Source organism: Pseudomonas sp. 1 R 17, assembly GCF_900067035.1.
Classification (GTDB): Bacteria; Pseudomonadota; Gammaproteobacteria; order Pseudomonadales; family Pseudomonadaceae; genus Aquipseudomonas; species Aquipseudomonas marginalis.
The window spans coordinates 77,485-93,449 of sequence record NZ_FKLB01000060.1 but is presented as its reverse complement, the minus strand read 5'-3'; the positions used below and the strand labels follow the sequence as shown (position 1 = coordinate 93,449).

Sequence of the window (15,965 nt, the reverse complement as noted above, 5' to 3'; positions counted from 1 at the left end):
AAATTTTGACAGCGGCGCCATGGGCCACTGAAATCAATCCCCGTTGATCGTATGCTAGTGGACTTTGTTACCTGTCCGGATGGTTCATGTCTTCTGTCGTCGATGGGCTGCCCCTCAATAAACGCCTGCCGGCCGTGATCGCGATCTCCCTGGGGATCGGCATGGCGACCCTGGACACGGCCATCGTCAACACGGCGTTGCCGACCCTGGCCGAAGGGATTGGCACCGATTCCGCCTCGGTGATCTGGGTGGTCAATGCCTACCAGTTGGCGATTATCGCCACGGTTCTGCCGTTTGCGTCCCTCAGCGATGTGCTCGGGCACCGCCGCGTGTATCTCGGCGGGTTGCTGCTGTTTATCGTCTCGTCGCTGTTTTGCGGGCTGGCCGGCTCGCTGGTCAGCCTGACCGCCGCCCGTGTGGTGCAGGGGCTGGGGGCGGCGGCGATCATGAGCGTCAATACGGCGTTGCTGCGGCATATCTACCCGTCAAAAATGCTCGGGCGTGGCCTGGGCTATAACTCGCTGGTGGTGGGGCTGGCGTTTACCCTGGGGCCCACGGCGGCGTCGGCGATTCTGTCGGTGGCGACCTGGCACTGGCTGTACCTGATCAATGTGCCGTTGGGGCTGTTGGCCCTGGGATTGGGCCTGCGTTCATTGCCGACCCTGCCGATGGCCGGGCATGCCTTCGACCGCCTCGCGGCTGCACTGTGTGCCGGGTTGTTCGCCTTGCTGGTGCTGGGGCTGGGCACGGCGGTGCATGGTGCGCAGGGGGCGTTGACCCTGGGCTTGATTGCGGTGGCGCTGCTGTGTGGCGCGTTGCTGCTGCGCCGACAGGCCGGTCACCCGGCGCCGATGCTGGCGTTGGATCTGTTCAAGCGGCCAGTGTTTGCCTTGTCTTCCTTGACGGCGATCTGCGCCTTCAGCGCCCAGGGCCTGGCCTTTGTGTCGCTGCCCTTTCTGTTGCAGGCGGTGTTGGGGCATAGCCAGGTGGAAACCGGGTTCCTGATGACGCCGTGGCCGGCGGTAGTGGCGGTGATGGCGCTGGTCGCTGGGCGCCTGGCCGACCGTGTGTCCCTGGGCCTACTGTGCGGTATCGGGCTGTTGATGTTGAGCGTGGGGATGGCCGCGTTGGCGACCTTGGGCCACGGCGCATCGGCCTTCGATATCGGCTGGCGCATGGCGCTGTGCGGTGCCGGGTTCGGGTTCTTCCAGTCGCCCAACCTCAAGGCGCTGATGACCAGTGCGCCGTTGGCGCGCAGCGGTGGGGCCAGCGGCATCGTGGCGATTTCGCGGTTGCTGGGGCAGACGCTGGGGGCGTCGTTGGTGGCGCTGTGTTTCCACCTGTCCCTGGGCAATGGCCCGCTGTATGCGCTGTGGCTGGGTTGCGTGTTTGCGCTGGTGGGCGCCGTGGCCAGTGGCCTGCGTTTGCTGCCCTACGGGAAAAAGCCGTTGTAAAACCTGCGGTGGGAGGGCTACCGTGGCGACCTGAATATTTCGGGATGTTTCAGATTTATGTCAAGCCTGGCCCTCCGCACTGCTGATACCCATTCCCGCCGCGCTGCGTTGACCCTGGCCTTATGCCTGCCCAGTGACGTGTTGCTCTATCTGCTGCTGCCCATGGAGTCCCAGGCCTTCGGCATCACGCTCGCCCAGGCCGGGGTGTTGCTGGCGGCCAACCGCCTGGTGCGGATTTTCGGCTATCGGCATGTGTTGAATTTCTACGCGCGCAACGGTGATCGCCTGACCTGCATGATTGCCGCCGGCGCCGCAACGCTGTGCGCCTTGGGTAATTCGGTGGTGTCGGGCTTTGCCGCGTTGTTGGGGCTGCGGCTGGTGTGGGGCCTGTGTTTTGCCGCGTTGAACCTGTCGACTCAGGTATTGGCCACCTCCGAACCGGAGGGCGCCGCGCGCCGGGCCGGGCGTTCGCGGGCCCTGATCGCCTGGGGGCCGATGCTGGCGTTGCCGTTCGGTGGTTGGCTGACGCTGTGGGCCGGGCCGCGTCCGATCTTTGTGATCCTCGCCGGCTGTTGCCTGGTGGGGCTGTGGATGGCGCGCGGCCTGCCCAGCGCCGGGCATGATTTGCACAGCACCCCGGGGCGCCGTTTCAAATGGCCCGACAGCGTGGCGCTGTGGTCGTTTATCGAAGGCGTGGCGCTGGACGGACTGTTTATTTTCGGCCTGTCGATCCAGGCGCAGAAGCTGCTCGGCGGTAATGCGGTGCTGATCGCCGGCGGCTTGATGGCCCTGCGTTATGTCTCGGAAATGCTCCTGAGCCCCCTGGGAGGTCACGCCGCCCAGTGCTTTGGCGCGACCTCGATGTTGTTGCTGTTTTCGTTCCTGAGTGCCTTGGCCTTGACGGCGTTCGGCAGCTATTGGGTGATTGTCGGCGCGGCGGCGGTGTTGGTGCTGCGCGCGTTGCAACTGCCCCTGGTGACCACCCTGGTCGCCGAGCGCAACCCCGGTTCGCTGCGGGTGTCGGCCCTGGCGTCGAATGCGGTATGGCGTGACATCGGTGCGGGCCTCGGGCCACTGCTGGCAGGCCTGCTGTTGCCGGTGGCCTCGGCACCCCTGGTGTTTGGCGTGGCGGGTGCGGCGATTGCGGTGAGTGCGTTGTTCTGCTGGCGCACCCGTGTGGCAGCAGACTGACTTACGTGCGTTTCAATCCTTCCAGCCAGGCGGGATCAAAGCGGGTTTGTTCGGTGTCGATCCCCAGTGCCAGCATCGTGTTCTTATGCGCGTCCATTTCACCGACCAACTGCGCCTGGGCACTGGAGTTGGCGTCCAGGGCGTGCATCTGCGTCAGCCCCAGGTGATAGAAACGCAGTATCTTCATGGCCGTCGGATCATTCGCCTGCACACGCTCGGTGACGGTGTGCATCACGTTGGTCACGCGCATCAGGGTGCGCTTGAGCTGCCAGCCATACACGGCCGGTGCCAGCCACGGTTGGGTGCGGAACGGGCCGCGCAGCAGGGCGACCGTTATCAACACCCCGGCGAATACGCCACCGACATTAAAGCGGAAGTTGTCACCGCCGGGTTCGCCGAACAGCATCACCGCCAGGCTCGACAGCAGCATGGCCAGGGCCACGAACAGCACGGCCACGATCAGCGTGCTGCGGCGCGTCTGTTGGCGGTAGGTGACGGGGTCGCAGGGTTTGAGCTCGAACATCCGGTCCAGGTCTCCAGGGCGGGTAGGGGGAAGGCATCTTCTCATGGTCAGCGGTCAGTGGTGGGGCAATCAAGTTGAACCATGATCTGGGGCAGTTTCTCTAAACCGGTGTAGTCCCTTTGAGGTCAACCACCATGCCCGAATACAAGCAGCCACCGCCCGGAACCCCCGACCCTGACCGCACGCCCGGTGAAGAGGAGCGCGACAACGATGCCTTGCGCCCCAATGACCCGAAAGAGCGTGACGCCCAGGATGATGTGGAGCGCGTCGAAGACGACCTGGAAAACCTCCACGACAAAGCTCGCCCGCTATAACAGGAGACCATGATGAACAAGCGCTCGGATGGACCGCCCTCCAATGAACACGCCAGCGGCAAGGATGAGCTGGGATTTGATCCGGACTCGCCCGATGTGGCTGATCCGCAGGTTGATCCCATCGGTCCGGCCATCGCCCCTCTGGATAAAAAGGCCAAGGACGACGGGAAAAAAAAGCCGCCCTACGATCCGTTGGGCGACTTGAAGAAATGAGCTGGGCCCCGCCAATGAGCGGGGCTTTTTGTTTATCTGGGCGGCATCCAGGTGACGTCGGTAATGCCGTACTTCTCGGCCCACGGGCGCGTGGTTTTTTTCACTTGCTCATGGCCGACCCGGCCGATACGGCTCACATGCGCAATGTCAGCGTCAACGGCTGCCCAGTGCCAGGCCTCGGCGTTGTTCATCACTTCGGCACGCACCACAAAGGACTTCGGTTGACCGTGCAGTTGGTAGTGGATGGTGTAGATTTTTGCGGTACTCATGTTGCCTCCCTGTCTTGTTATAGATGGATAGGGAACGGTTTAAAAAGGTTCACTCAAAATGACAATCTGCATGCTTGCGCGGCATAGTGACGCATTCCTCCCGCGCCCAAGGATCGCGCCATGACCCTCCTGAACCACAGCCGCCTGTACCTGCAACGCTTGGGTTACGACTCGCCACCACCGCCCACCCTGCAGACCCTGCGGGATTTGCAACTGCGTCATGTGTGCACCTTCGCCTTCGAAAGCCTGTCGACCCTGCTGCGCCTGCCGGTGCCGATCGACTTGCCCAGCGTCGAGCAGAAAGTCCTGTTCGATGGGCGGGGTGGGTATTGCTATGAGTTGAACCAGATGTTCCTGGCGCTGTTGCAGGAACTGGGGTTCGAGGCGCGCGGCATTACCGGGCGGGTTGTGATGGGTGGTCCGCCGGACGCACGTACGGCGCGCACCCATCGCCTGAGCCTGGTGACCCTGGACGGCGTGCGCTACATCACCGACGTCGGCTTTGGTGGCATGGTGCCCAGCAGTCCGTTGCAGTTGGACACGCAGGCCGTGCAGGCCACGGCCCATGAGCCGTATCGCCTGACACTCAATGAGCAGGAGGGCAGCTACACGTTGTGGGCCGAGGTCGCGGGGGAGTGGCGTGGCTTGTATGTGTTCGACCTGCAAGTGCAGGCAGACATCGACTACGAAATCGGTAACTGGTACGTCTCGACCCATCCAGGTTCGCCGTTCCTGGGCCAATTGAAAGTCGCACGCCTGGCAGCGGGCGAACGCCACACCTTGAACAACGCCCACTATGGGATTCACTACCTGGATCGGCCGAGTGACAAGCGTGTGATCCAGAGCGCCGACGAGCTGCTGGACGTACTGGGCACTACCTTTGGGATTCGCGTGCCGGTTCACCCTCAGCTTGATTCAACCCTTGAGGGCTTGGTAATGGCTGCACGCCAGGAGTATTGATCTAGAGCCATCGCTGAACCGTTTTACCTCCAAGTGGGGGCAAATTTTTTCGAACCTTTGGTGCCAGCCTGGGTTCGAAGCGTTTCCTGAATAATTTGCCCACCAGACAAGGAGATGTAAACGATGTCCAAACTATTCGGAAACCTCCTCAAGCATTCCTCACTGCTGGCGCTGGTCGCCGCGCCAGCAGTGGTGTTCGCCGCACCGTCCACTGACCCGATTTCTACCTTTGGGATTCTGGGCAGCTACAACGACTTCAAGCTCGAAGGCGGTAGTGAAAGTGATAAGGACCACATGCCCGAAGCCGGTCTTTTCTACAACTTCGGCAACAAGCTCACCGCCGAGTCGGGCTTTATCTACCAGGCAGGTGTGGAAGCCAAGTACGGTAAAAAGAGTGATAACAAACTCAAAGAAGGCCAGGCCGACCTGGATCTCGGCTGGCGTGCCGCGCTGGATGCGCGCAACTTCGTCGACGTGATCGTTGGCGGCGGTTACAGCTGGACCCGCTATGAGCTGGACTCGAACGACTACGACATGGAACTCACCAACAAGTCGCCCTTCGCCAAGGCAGCCCTGGGCTACAACCATCAGTTCGATGACATGACGCTGCGTTTCGAAGCCGGTGCGCGTCGCACCATTGATGGTCGTACCAAGCTCAAGGTGGACGGCGTGGGCAGCGACACCGTAGACCTCAAGGACCGCACTAACCCGTATGCGGAAGTCAGCCTGCTGATGAACCAGAAGGGCGACCTGCCGGTGATGGCGGGCCTTTACTACACCCGCACCGAATACAAGCTCGACGGTGATTCCGAAGTGGCCGATAACACTCGGCTCAAGCGGGATGAGTACGGGGTCAAGCTAGGCATCGCGTTCTGACGCGGTTGCAATGTAAAACGCCCCGAACATTCGGGGCGTTTTTTTGGGCTGTTGCAGGTCAGCCCAGAACGCAAAAACGGCGCCCTGGGGCGCCGTTTCTGTTGATTCGCATACCGCTAAGGGATCAAACCCCCAGCACCGCGTGCTGCACCAGGGTCAGCAACGGTTGTGGGTACACGCCGAGGAAGAAGGCGAGCAGGGCGATAGCCAGCAGCATCACGCCACCGGCTTTCTGTTCCCAGTGCAGCTCAGCATCCACACGGCGCAGGTTTGGCTCGATCAGGTACAGGGTGACCATCACGCGCAGGTAGTAGAACACGCCGATGGCACTGCCCAGCACCAGGGACGCAACCAGCCACCACTCGTGGGCTTCGACACCGGTCGCGACGATGTAGAACTTGCCGATAAAGCCCGCGGTCAGCGGGATACCGGCCAGGGACAGCATCATCACGGTGAGTACGGCGGTCAGGTACGGACGGCGCCAGAACAGGCCGCGGTATTCGTACAGGGCGTCGGCGTCACGGCCCTTGTAAGGCGAGGACATCAGGGTGATCACGCCGAACGCGCCGAGGCTGGTGATCACGTAGGTGACCAGGTACACGCCGATGGCTTCCACGGCCAGGCCTTTGCTCGCCACCAGGGCGATCAACAGGTAGCCGAAGTGGGCGATGGACGAGTAACCCAGCAGACGCTTGAGGTTGTTCTGGGTCAGCGCCAGCAGGTTGCCGAACAGGATCGACGCGATGGCGATCACGGTCAACACGTTGCTCAGCACGCCGGTGTTGGCGGCAGGCGAGATCTGGAACAGACGCACCATCACCGCAAACACAGCGACCTTGGACGCGGTCGCCAGGAACGCCGCCACCGGCGCCGGGGCGCCTTCGTACACGTCCGGGGTCCACAGGTGGAACGGCACCAGCGACAGCTTGAACGCCAGGCCGATCAGCATCATCGCCAGGCCCAGTTGGGCAATCGGCGCGGGGCTGTTGGTGGCGGCCAGGGCGTGACCGATACCGGTGAAGCTCAGGCTGCCGGCTTCGGCGTAGAGCAGGGCCATACCGAACAACAGGAACGCGGAACCGGCGGCCGACAGCACCATGTACTTGATGCCGGCTTCCAGGGAACGCTTGTTGAAGAAGGCGTAGGCCACCAGGCCGTAGGTCGGGATCGACAGCAGTTCCAGGCCGATGAACAAGCCGGCCAGGTGCTGCGCGCTGACCAGCACGATACCGCCGGCCGCAGCCAGCAGGATCAGCAGGTACAGCTCTTCGCGGTTGCCCGGGTAGCCGGTGCCGCCTTCGCCGAGGTAGGCGTGGGCGAGGGTGACGCAGGCGAGGGTGGCGACGAGGATCAGCGCGATATACAGCAGCGCGAAGTCATCGACCATCATCAGCGGGGTCACCGCCAGTGGCGCGACCTTGAGTGCCGGGATAATCGACAGCAAGGCCAGGTTCAAACCGGCGCAGGACAGCAGGAACGTTTGTGAGTGATTGCGGCGCCAGGCGATCGCCAGCATCACCACCACGATGGTGAGGCTGGTGATCAGCAGCGGCGCAAGCGCGATAAAGTGTTGGATCGTGAATTCCATAGCGCTCTTACCGGGCCGAAGCGAGTTGAGAGAAGGCGGTGCCGAACCACTGCTGCACGCCATGCATCGTCGCGGCAGAAGTGTCCAGGAACGGTTGCGGGTACACGCCGATGTAGATCAGCAATACCGCAAGGCCGAGCACCATGATCAGTTCGCGAGCATCCATCCCTTTCAGGACGGCGTCGGACTTGGCCGGGCCGAAGTAGGCGCGGTGGATCATGATCAGCGAGTAGACCGAACCGAATACCAGGCCGGAGGTAGCAATGGCGCTGATCCACGGTGTTTGCACGAAGGCACCCATCAGGATCAGGAACTCGCCGATGAAGTTACCGGTACCCGGCAAGCCCAGGGAAGCGGCGGCGAAGAACAGGCTGATCGCCGGCAGGTACGCAATGCGCGACCACACGCCGCCCATCTCGCGCATGTCACGGGTGTGCAGGCGCTCGTACAACTGGCCACTCAGGATAAACAGTGCCGCGGCCGAGACACCGTGGGCCAACATCTGGATCACCGCACCTTGCAACGCCAGCTGGCTGCCGGAGTAGATGCCGATCAGTACGAAGCCCATGTGGGAAACGGACGAGAAGGCAATCAGACGCTTGATGTCGGTTTGCGCGAATGCCAGGAACGCACCGTAGAAGATCCCGATCAGGCCGAGGGTCATGGCAATCGGCGCGAACTCGGCCGAGGCGTTCGGGAACAGCGGCAGGGCGAAACGCAGCAGGCCGTAGGCCGCCGTCTTCAGCAGGATACCGGCCAGGTCCACGGAGCCGGCGGTCGGCGCCTGGGCGTGAGCGTCAGGCAGCCAGGAGTGGAACGGCACCACCGGCAGCTTCACCGCGAAGGCGATGAAGAAGCCCAGCATCAGGATGTACTCGGTGGTCAGGGACATCTTGGTTTTCAACAGGTCGGCGTAGTTGAAGGTAATCACGCCAGTCGAGTTGAAGTTGACCAGTACCAGGCCCAGGATCGCCACCAACATGATCAGGCCGGAAGCCTGGGTGAAGATGAAGAACTTGGTCGCCGCGTAGATCCGGGTTTTCTTGCCGTCCGAAGAACTGTGACCCCAGAGCGCGATGAGGAAGTACATCGGCACCAGCATCATCTCCCAGAAGAAGAAGAACATGAACAGGTCGAGGGCGAGGAACACGCCGACAACGCCGCCCAGGATCCACATCAGGTTCAGGTGGAAGAAGCCCACGTGACGCTGGATCTCTTTCCAGGAGCAGAGTACCGAGAGGATACCCAGCAGGCCGGTCAGCAGGATCATCAACAGCGACAGGCCGTCGAGGGCCAGGTGCACGTTGATGCCGAAGCGCTGGATCCACACGTGCTTGAATTCAAGCGCGAACGTTGGATCGACACCCGGTGCCGGAGCGAATGAATAGTCGCCATGGGCCCACAGCCAGAGGCCGAGTGCGAGTTCCAGGGACATGGTCAGCAACGCAATCCAGCGGGGGAGGGTGGCGCCGAAGCGTTCACCCATCCAGCAGAGCAGGCCGCCGATAAAGGGGATCAGGATTAGCCAGGGCAGAATCATGACGGGCTCGTTTCCTTTCGCAAGTTCGCAAAGTTCATATCAGACCGCTACCACAACGATGGCGCCGATCACCAGCACGGCACCAGCAGCCATGGAAGCCGCATACCAACGCAACTGGCCGGTCTCGGTACGGCTCAGGGCGGTGTGACCGCCTTTGGCCGCGCGCGGGATCAAACCGATGGTCTGGTCGAGCGGGTCTTTACGCAGTACATGACTGATGGCCAGGTAGGGCTTGACGAACAGTTTGTCGTAGAGCCAGTCGAAGCCCCAGGCGGCGAACCACCAGGCCGAGAGGAAACGGCCGATGCCACTGTTGGCCACGGCGGTCACGAAGCGACGCTTGCCGAGGAACAGCAGGGCCGCCAGCAGGATGCCGGCGATGGCAATGGCGCCCGAGGCGATTTCCAGACTGTGCTTGGCGGCGCCGCCGGCATGGCCGGCGCTTTCCGGCAGTACACCGGCCAGTGGCGGGGTGATCAGCGCGCCGATGAAGGTCGACAGGATGATCAGCACCGACAGTGGCAGCCAGTGGGAGATACCATGGCCTGCGTGGGCTTCGGTCTTGGCTTCACCGTGGAAGGTGATGAAGATCAGGCGGAAGGTGTACAGCGAGGTCATGAACGCACCCACCAGGCCTGCGTACAGCAGGTTCTGGTTACCGCTGGCAAAGGCTTCCCAGAGGATTTCGTCCTTGGAGTAGAAACCGGCGGTCACCAGCGGCAGGGCGGCCAGGGCGGCACCACCGACGATGAAGCTGGCGTAGGCCAGTGGCAGTTTCTTCCACAGGCCGCCCATCTTGAAGATGTTCTGCTCGTGGTGGCAGGCCACGATCACCGCACCGGAGGCCAGGAACAGCAGGGCCTTGAAGAAGGCGTGGGTCATCAGGTGGAAGATCGCCGCGTCCCAGGCGCCGACGCCCAGGGCCAGGAACATGTAGCCAATCTGGCTCATGGTCGAGTAGGCGAGGATCCGCTTGATGTCGGTCTGCACCAGCGCGGCGAAGCCGGCCAGTACCAGGGTCACGCCGCCGACGATGCCCACCAGGTGCAGGATGTCCGGCGCCAGGGTGAACAGACCGTGGGTACGGGCGATCAGGTAGACACCGGCGGTAACCATGGTTGCGGCGTGGATCAGTGCCGACACCGGGGTAGGACCGGCCATGGCATCCGCCAGCCAGGTCTGCAGCGGCAGTTGCGCGGATTTACCCACGGCGCCGCCCAGCAGCATCAGGGTCGCCAGGGTGATCCAGAAGTCGCCGACCTGGAATTTCTGCGGTGCCAGCACCAGCAGTTCCTGGATGTTCAGCGTGCCCACCTGTTGGAACAGGATGAACAGGCCGATGGCCATGAACACGTCGCCGATACGGGTGACGATAAACGCCTTGAGTGCCGCGTTACCGTTGTTGCGGTTGCTGTAGTAGAAACCGATCAACAGGTACGAGCACAGGCCCACGCCCTCCCAGCCGAAGTACAGGAACAACAGGTTATCGCCGAGCACCAGGAACAGCATGCTGGCGATAAACAGGTTGGTGTACGAGAAGAAGCGCGAGTAGCCCGCTTCACCGCGCATGTACCAGGACGCGAACAGGTGGATCAGGAAGCCCACGCCCACCACCACGCCAAGCATGGTGATCGACAGGCCATCGACGTAGAGGGCGAAGTTGGGCTTGAAGCCTTCCACCGACATCCACTGCCACAGCACCAGGGTGTAGTGGCCGCCTTCCGGCGGTGCCACGTTGAATTGCCAGATGACGTAGGCGGCAACGATGGCCGACAGGCCAATGGAGCCCACACCGATCAGGGCCGAAAGGTTTTCCGACCAGCGTCCGCGAGAGAACGACAGCAGCAGGAAACCGATCAGGGGAAATACGAAAGTCAGAAAGATCATGTTCATCCGCGCATCTCACTGGCAGCGTCGATATCAAGCGTGTGGAAGCGACGATACAGTTGCAGCAGGATCGCCAGGCCGATACTGGCCTCGGCGGCTGCCAGGCTGATCACCAGGATGAACATGACTTGTCCATCCGGCTGGCCCCAACGTGCACCTGCAACGATGAACGCCAGTGCCGCAGCGTTCATCATGATTTCCAGGCTCATCAACACGAACAGAATGTTACGGCGAACCATCAGGCCGACCAGGCCAAGGCAGAACAGGATGCCGGCGACCGCCAGACCATGCTCCAAAGGGATAGCAGGCATCGTCATTGCTCCTTGGCTTCGTTGCGGCCCAAGTGGAAGGCAGTGATGGCTGCGGCGAGCAGCAGCATCGACGCCAGTTCGACCACCAGCAGGTACGGGCCGAACAGGCTGATGCCCACGGCTTTCGCGTCCACGGTGGTATGGCCGATGGCCTGGCCGCTCTGGTGAGCGAACAGCACATACAGCAGTTCACCCAGCAGCAGCGCTGCGAGGACAACCGGGCCGAGCCAGATGCCGGGCTTGAGCCAGACGCGTTCCTGGGCGACCGAGGCCGGCCCGAGGTTGAGCATCATCACCACAAACACGAACAGCACCATGATGGCGCCGGCGTAGGCGATCACTTCCAGCACACCGGCGAACGGTGCGCCGAGGCTGAAGAAGGTCATGGCCACGGCGATCAGCGAAATGATCAGGTAGAGCAGGGCGTGCACGGGGTTGGTGTTGGTGATCACGCGAAGCGTGGACACAACCGCGATACCCGATGCGAAATAGAAAGCGAATTCCATCTTTCTTCCTTAAGGCAGCAAGCTCTTCACGTTGATCGGCTCGGCTTCGTTTTGTGCGGCGCCTTTCGGCTTACCGGCAACGGCCATACCTGCAACACGATAGAAGTTGTAATCAGGGTTTTTACCGGGACCAGAGATCAGCAGATCTTCTTTCTCGTACACCAGGTCCTGACGTTTGAACTCGGCCATCTCGAAATCCGGTGTGAGCTGGATCGCGGTGGTCGGGCAAGCTTCCTCGCAGAGGCCGCAGAAAATGCAGCGCGAGAAGTTGATGCGGAAGAAGTCCGGGTACCAGCGACCGTCTTCGGTTTCAGCTTTCTGCAGGGAGATGCAACCCACCGGGCACGCCACGGCGCACAGGTTGCAGGCTACGCAACGCTCTTCGCCATCGGGGTCGCGGGTCAGCACGATGCGGCCGCGATAGCGCGGCGGCAGGTACACCGCTTCTTCCGGGTATTGCAGGGTGTCGCGTTTACGGAAGCCGTGACCGAACACCATCACCAGGCTTCGCAACTGGGTACCGGTACCCTTAACGATGTCGCCAATATATTTGAACATGGGTCAAATCCTCACTGAACCGCGCCCGCTGGCGTGTTCAACAACACAACGGCAGCAGTCACCAGCAAATTGATCAGGGTCAGCGGCAGGCAGAAACGCCAGCTGAAATCCATCACCTGGTCATATCGTGGACGCGGAATGGAAGCGCGCAGCAGGATAAACAGCATGATGAAGAACGCGGTCTTCAGGAAGAACCAGAAGAACGCCAGCTGCGGCAGGATGCCGAACGGACCGTGCCAGCCGCCGAAGAACAGCGTGACCAGCAGGGCCGAGATCAAGATGATGCCGATGTATTCACCGACGAAAAACATGCCCCATTTCATGCCGGCGTATTCAATGTGGTAACCGTCAGCCAGTTCCTGTTCCGCTTCCGGCTGGTCGAACGGGTGACGGTGAGTCACGGCGACGCCGGCGATGAAGAAGGTACAGAAGCCGAAGAACTGCGGAATGATGAACCACAGGTTCTGCGCCTGGTACTCGACGATGTCGCGCATGTTGAACGAGCCGACCTGCACCACGATGCCCATCAGCGCGAGGCCCATGAACACTTCGTAGGACACGGTCTGGGCCGAGGCCCGCAGGCTGCCCAGCAGGGCGAACTTGTTGTTGCTCGACCAGCCGGCGAACAGCACCGCGTAGACCGACAGGCCGGCCATGGCGAAGAAGAACAGCAAGCCGATGTTCAGGTCCGCCACGCCCCAGGTCGGGGTGATCGGGATGATCGCGAAGGCGATCAGCAAGGCGCTCATGGCCACGACCGGTGCCAGGGTGAAAATCACCTTGTCGGCAAACGGCGGGGTCCAGTCTTCCTTGAAGAACATCTTCAGCATGTCGGCGGCGATCTGGAACATACCGAACGGGCCAACGCGGTTCGGACCGTAACGGTCCTGCCACCAGCCCAGCAGGCGACGTTCGACGAAGCTGAGCAGGGCGCCCGCGACGACCACGGCCAACAGGATCACGATGGCCTTGACGACCGAGATGATCACGTCGATCACTTCAGGGGTGAACCAGGTCATTGCGCTGCCTCCTGCAGACCGTCAACGGTTTTGCCGAAGATCGCCGTCGGGATGCCGGCAAGGCCTTTAGGCAGGGCAACCAGGCCGGCACCCAGCTCTTCGTTGATACGCAGCGGCAGACGCAGGGTCTGGCCGGCCACGGTCACGCTGAGCAAGGCTCCGTCGTTGACGCCCAGGCGGTCGGCTTCGGACTTGGCCACGGACACGTAGGCCTCGGGAATGCGCTCTTGTACCGGCGCGGCCTTGGAAGAGGTCTCTTCGCTGCCGAACAGGTGGAAGAACGGCACGACCTGCCAGGTGCCCTGGGCCGGGTTGAACGGACGCGGGACCGCAGCGAACCAGTTCAGCGCGTCGCCCTGGGTTTCGATCAGGCGGGTGCCCGGGTCGCCGGCGCGGATGTGACCACCGACTTCGTCCTGGAACTTGTTCCAGGCCTGTGGCGAGTTCCAGCCCGGCGACCAGGCAAACGGCACTTGCTGACGTGGCTCGACCGAACCCGAATAACCTTCCATGGAGAAGGCAAACGCGGTGTCGTTGTCTTGCGGGGTACGTGGCTCGTGCACGCTGATGTCGGCGCGCATGGCGGTACGACCGGAGTAACGCAGCGGCTCACGGGCGAGCTTCATGCCCTTGATGCGGAACGCGGCGGACGGTGCGGCGTCGACGATACGCGCCAGCTGCGGCGCGCTCGCGGCGGCTGCGGCGGTGACGTGGTCGAGCTGGGTCCAGTCGATCGGCTGGTTCAGCAGGGTCGCGCGCAGGGCATGCAGCCAGCGCCAGCCTTCGTGAACCAGGATGCTGGCGTCCATGTACTTCGGATCGAACACCTGGAAGAAGCGCTGGGCACGGCCTTCCTGGCTGACCAGGGTGCCGTCGCCTTCGGCGAAGGTAGCGGCTGGCAGTACCAGGTCGGCACGCTCGCTGGTGGCGGTCTTCTGGTGGTCGGCGACGATCAGGACCTTGGCGGCGTTCAGCGCAGCGTCAACCTTGGCGGCGTCGGTGCGGGTGTACAGGTCGTTTTCCAGCACCACGATCGCATCGGCAGTGCCGTCGATCACGGTTTGCAGGGCGGCGTCCAGGGACTCGCCACCGAGCATGGCCAGGCCGAGGCTGTTGGCTTCCGGCACCACCAGGCTGATGGAACCGTTCTTGTCGCGCAGCTTCAAGGCCTTGGCGATGTTGGCGGCGGCTTCGATCAAGGCCTTGGAACCCAGCGAGGTACCGGCAATGATCAATGGACGCTTGGCTGCCAGCAGGGCGTCGGCAATGCGCTGGGCCAGTTCGACGGCTTCAGTGTCCAGGCCTTCGACTGCCGGCGCGCTGGCATCGAGGGCGTGGGCCACGGCGAAACCGATGCGGGCCAGGTCGTCCGGTGCGGCGTGGACGCATTCTTCGGCGATGTCGTCGAGCTTGGTTTCCGCCAGGCTGGCGATAAACAGCGGGTTCAGCGCGTGCTGGCCGATGTTTTTCACCGCAGCGTCGAGCCAAGGCTGGACGCGCATGGCGTCGGCCATGTCTTCGGCCTTGCCTTTGACCGACTGGCGCAGGGACAGCGCGATACGCGCGGCGGTCTGGGTCAGGTCTTCACCGAGCACGAAGATGGCATCGTGGTCTTCGATGTCACGCATGTTCGGCACCGGCAGCGGGCTGTCGTTCAGCACCTGCAGGACCAGGCGGATGCGCTCCAGCTCACCGGCTTCGATACCGGAGTAGAAGTGCTCGGCACCCACCAGCTCACGCAACGCGTAGTTGCTTTCGAGGCTGGCGCGGGGCGAGCCGATACCGACGATGTTGCGGCCGCGCAGCAGGTCGGCGGCTTTGTCCAGCGCCGCGTCCAGGCTCAGCTTGGCGCCATCGGCCAGCAGTGGCTGGCGTGGACGGTCTTCACGGTTGACGTAGCCATAGCCGAAACGACCACGGTCGCACAGGAAGTACTGGTTGACCGAACCGTTGAAGCGGTTTTCGATGCGACGCAGTTCGCCGTAGCGTTCGCCCGGGGAGATGTTGCAACCGCTCGAGCAGCCGTGGCAGATGCTCGGCGAGAACTGCATGTCCCACTTGCGGTTGTAGCGCTCGGAGTGGGTCTTGTCGGTGAACACACCGGTCGGGCAGACCTCGGTGAGGTTGCCGGAGAACTCGCTTTCGAGCACGCCGTCTTCAACGCGACCGAAGTACACGTTGTCGTGGGCGCCGAATACGCCGAGGTCGGTGCCGCCGGCGTAGTCTTTATAGAAGCGTACGCAGCGGTAGCAGGCGATGCAGCGGTTCATTTCGTGGGAAATGAACGGGCCCAGCTGCTGGTTCTGGTGGGTACGCTTGGTGAAGCGATAGCGGCGCTCGTTGTGGCCGGTCATCACCGTCATGTCTTGCAGGTGGCAGTGACCGCCTTCCTCACAGACCGGGCAGTCGTGGGGGTGGTTGGTCATCAGCCATTCGACAACGCTGGCGCGGAACGCCTTGGATTCTTCATCGTCGATGGAGATCCAGGTGTTGTCGGTGGCTGGGGTCATGCAGGACATGACGATACGACCACGGGTGTCGTTTTCGTCGGTGTACTGCTTGACCGCACACTGGCGACAGGCACCGACGCTACCAAGCGCGGGGTGCCAGCAGAAATACGGGATATCGAGGCCGAGTGACAGACACGCCTGTAACAGGTTGTCCGCCCCATCGACTTCGAGCGCTTTGCCGTCTACGTGGATAGTGGCCATGGTTCAAAGTTCTTCGTTGGCCCGTTGTCAGCGGGCGTGGCTAAT

Annotated in this window: 16 protein-coding genes; 6 read left to right on the top strand and 10 right to left on the bottom strand. The window is 62.4% G+C overall.

Annotated features, from left to right (window positions below):
- Positions 1-86 precede the first annotated feature (86 nt).
- Both BFP99_RS23835 and BFP99_RS23830 read left to right on the top strand, forming a co-directional pair.
- Positions 87-1,454, top strand: coding sequence for an MFS transporter (locus BFP99_RS23835; protein ID WP_065948357.1), 1,368 nt, complete (start codon positions 87-89; stop codon positions 1,452-1,454).
- 57 nt (positions 1,455-1,511) lie between these two features.
- Positions 1,512-2,645: an MFS transporter gene (locus tag BFP99_RS23830; protein ID WP_065948356.1), complete on the top strand. Its 1,134-nt coding sequence runs from the start codon at positions 1,512-1,514 to the stop codon at positions 2,643-2,645.
- Between the two features lies 1 nt (position 2,646).
- On the opposite strand, the gene BFP99_RS23825 is transcribed toward BFP99_RS23830, so the two are convergent.
- Complete coding sequence (locus BFP99_RS23825; RefSeq protein WP_065927058.1) at positions 2,647-3,168, bottom strand: DUF3087 domain-containing protein; 522 nt, start codon at positions 3,166-3,168, stop codon at positions 2,647-2,649.
- Positions 3,169-3,302: 134 nt separating this feature from the next.
- Between BFP99_RS23825 and BFP99_RS23820 the strand changes: the two genes are divergently transcribed.
- Entirely contained in the window at positions 3,303-3,482 is a 180-nt protein-coding gene (locus BFP99_RS23820) for a hypothetical protein (protein WP_027606318.1), read from the top strand.
- Positions 3,483-3,494: 12 nt separating this feature from the next.
- Positions 3,495-3,695 (top strand): DUF6021 family protein, encoded by a 201-nt coding sequence (locus BFP99_RS23815; RefSeq protein WP_027606319.1) that lies wholly within the window; start codon positions 3,495-3,497, stop codon positions 3,693-3,695.
- Positions 3,696-3,727: 32 nt separating this feature from the next.
- Here the strand turns inward: BFP99_RS23815 and BFP99_RS23810 are convergent, their stop codons facing one another.
- Entirely contained in the window at positions 3,728-3,964 is a 237-nt protein-coding gene (locus tag BFP99_RS23810) for a DUF6555 family protein (RefSeq protein ID WP_027606320.1), read from the bottom strand.
- A gap of 120 nt (positions 3,965-4,084) precedes the next feature.
- Between BFP99_RS23810 and BFP99_RS23805 the strand changes: the two genes are divergently transcribed.
- Positions 4,085-4,924 (top strand): arylamine N-acetyltransferase family protein, encoded by an 840-nt coding sequence (locus BFP99_RS23805; RefSeq protein WP_065927060.1) that lies wholly within the window; start codon positions 4,085-4,087, stop codon positions 4,922-4,924.
- Positions 4,925-5,047: 123 nt separating this feature from the next.
- A complete protein-coding gene (locus BFP99_RS23800; RefSeq protein WP_065948355.1) occupies positions 5,048-5,800 on the top strand; it encodes an outer membrane beta-barrel protein in 753 nt (250 codons plus the stop codon).
- Between the two features lie 124 nt (positions 5,801-5,924).
- Here the strand turns inward: BFP99_RS23800 and nuoN are convergent, their stop codons facing one another.
- The 8 genes from nuoN to nuoG are packed head-to-tail and all read right to left on the bottom strand — an operon-like array spanning position 5,925 to position 15,920.
- On the bottom strand, positions 5,925-7,388 hold the full coding sequence (gene nuoN, locus BFP99_RS23795) for an NADH-quinone oxidoreductase subunit NuoN (RefSeq protein ID WP_003174731.1): 1,464 nt from the start codon (positions 7,386-7,388) through the stop codon (positions 5,925-5,927).
- Between the two features lie 7 nt (positions 7,389-7,395).
- A complete protein-coding gene (nuoM, locus tag BFP99_RS23790) occupies positions 7,396-8,928 on the bottom strand; it encodes an NADH-quinone oxidoreductase subunit M (RefSeq protein ID WP_048728604.1) in 1,533 nt (510 codons plus the stop codon).
- Between the two features lie 39 nt (positions 8,929-8,967).
- Positions 8,968-10,821 carry an NADH-quinone oxidoreductase subunit L gene (gene nuoL, locus BFP99_RS23785; RefSeq protein WP_065927062.1) on the bottom strand — a complete coding sequence of 618 codons (1,854 nt, stop codon included), beginning with the start codon at positions 10,819-10,821 and terminating at the stop codon, positions 8,968-8,970.
- On the bottom strand, positions 10,818-11,126 hold the full coding sequence (nuoK, locus tag BFP99_RS23780) for an NADH-quinone oxidoreductase subunit NuoK (RefSeq protein ID WP_003174727.1): 309 nt from the start codon (positions 11,124-11,126) through the stop codon (positions 10,818-10,820). Before nuoK ends, nuoL begins: the two co-directional genes overlap by 4 nt.
- A 2-nt stretch (positions 11,127-11,128) precedes the next feature.
- Positions 11,129-11,632, bottom strand: coding sequence for an NADH-quinone oxidoreductase subunit J (gene nuoJ / locus BFP99_RS23775; protein ID WP_003174726.1), 504 nt, complete (start codon positions 11,630-11,632; stop codon positions 11,129-11,131).
- Between the two features lie 9 nt (positions 11,633-11,641).
- Positions 11,642-12,190: an NADH-quinone oxidoreductase subunit NuoI gene (gene nuoI / locus BFP99_RS23770; protein ID WP_003174725.1), complete on the bottom strand. Its 549-nt coding sequence runs from the start codon at positions 12,188-12,190 to the stop codon at positions 11,642-11,644.
- A gap of 11 nt (positions 12,191-12,201) precedes the next feature.
- On the bottom strand, positions 12,202-13,209 hold the full coding sequence (gene nuoH / locus BFP99_RS23765) for an NADH-quinone oxidoreductase subunit NuoH (protein WP_017137518.1): 1,008 nt from the start codon (positions 13,207-13,209) through the stop codon (positions 12,202-12,204).
- Positions 13,206-15,920, bottom strand: coding sequence for an NADH-quinone oxidoreductase subunit NuoG (gene nuoG, locus BFP99_RS23760; protein ID WP_065948354.1), 2,715 nt, complete (start codon positions 15,918-15,920; stop codon positions 13,206-13,208). Before nuoG ends, nuoH begins: the two co-directional genes overlap by 4 nt.
- Positions 15,921-15,965 lie beyond the last annotated feature (45 nt).

Bases quoted from the DNA above. Each gene is read 5' to 3' on its own strand.
- BFP99_RS23800 (WP_065948355.1), top strand. From the start codon at position 5,048: ATGTCCAAACTATTCGGAAACCTCCTCAAGCATTCCTCACTGCTGGCG.
- nuoG (WP_065948354.1), bottom strand. From the start codon at position 15,920: ATGGCCACTATCCACGTAGACGGCAAAGCGCTCGAAGTCGATGGGGCG.
- nuoN (WP_003174731.1), bottom strand. From the start codon at position 7,388: ATGGAATTCACGATCCAACACTTTATCGCGCTTGCGCCGCTGCTGATC.
- nuoI (WP_003174725.1), bottom strand. From the start codon at position 12,190: ATGTTCAAATATATTGGCGACATCGTTAAGGGTACCGGTACCCAGTTG.
- nuoM (WP_048728604.1), bottom strand. From the start codon at position 8,928: ATGATTCTGCCCTGGCTAATCCTGATCCCCTTTATCGGCGGCCTGCTC.
- BFP99_RS23835 (WP_065948357.1), top strand. From the start codon at position 87: ATGTCTTCTGTCGTCGATGGGCTGCCCCTCAATAAACGCCTGCCGGCC.
- BFP99_RS23825 (WP_065927058.1), bottom strand. From the start codon at position 3,168: ATGTTCGAGCTCAAACCCTGCGACCCCGTCACCTACCGCCAACAGACG.
- nuoL (WP_065927062.1), bottom strand. From the start codon at position 10,821: ATGAACATGATCTTTCTGACTTTCGTATTTCCCCTGATCGGTTTCCTG.
- BFP99_RS23830 (WP_065948356.1), top strand. From the start codon at position 1,512: ATGTCAAGCCTGGCCCTCCGCACTGCTGATACCCATTCCCGCCGCGCT.
- nuoH (WP_017137518.1), bottom strand. From the start codon at position 13,209: ATGACCTGGTTCACCCCTGAAGTGATCGACGTGATCATCTCGGTCGTC.
- BFP99_RS23805 (WP_065927060.1), top strand. From the start codon at position 4,085: ATGACCCTCCTGAACCACAGCCGCCTGTACCTGCAACGCTTGGGTTAC.
- BFP99_RS23815 (WP_027606319.1), top strand. From the start codon at position 3,495: ATGAACAAGCGCTCGGATGGACCGCCCTCCAATGAACACGCCAGCGGC.
- nuoK (WP_003174727.1), bottom strand. From the start codon at position 11,126: ATGCCTGCTATCCCTTTGGAGCATGGTCTGGCGGTCGCCGGCATCCTG.
- BFP99_RS23820 (WP_027606318.1), top strand. From the start codon at position 3,303: ATGCCCGAATACAAGCAGCCACCGCCCGGAACCCCCGACCCTGACCGC.
- nuoJ (WP_003174726.1), bottom strand. From the start codon at position 11,632: ATGGAATTCGCTTTCTATTTCGCATCGGGTATCGCGGTTGTGTCCACG.
- BFP99_RS23810 (WP_027606320.1), bottom strand. From the start codon at position 3,964: ATGAGTACCGCAAAAATCTACACCATCCACTACCAACTGCACGGTCAA.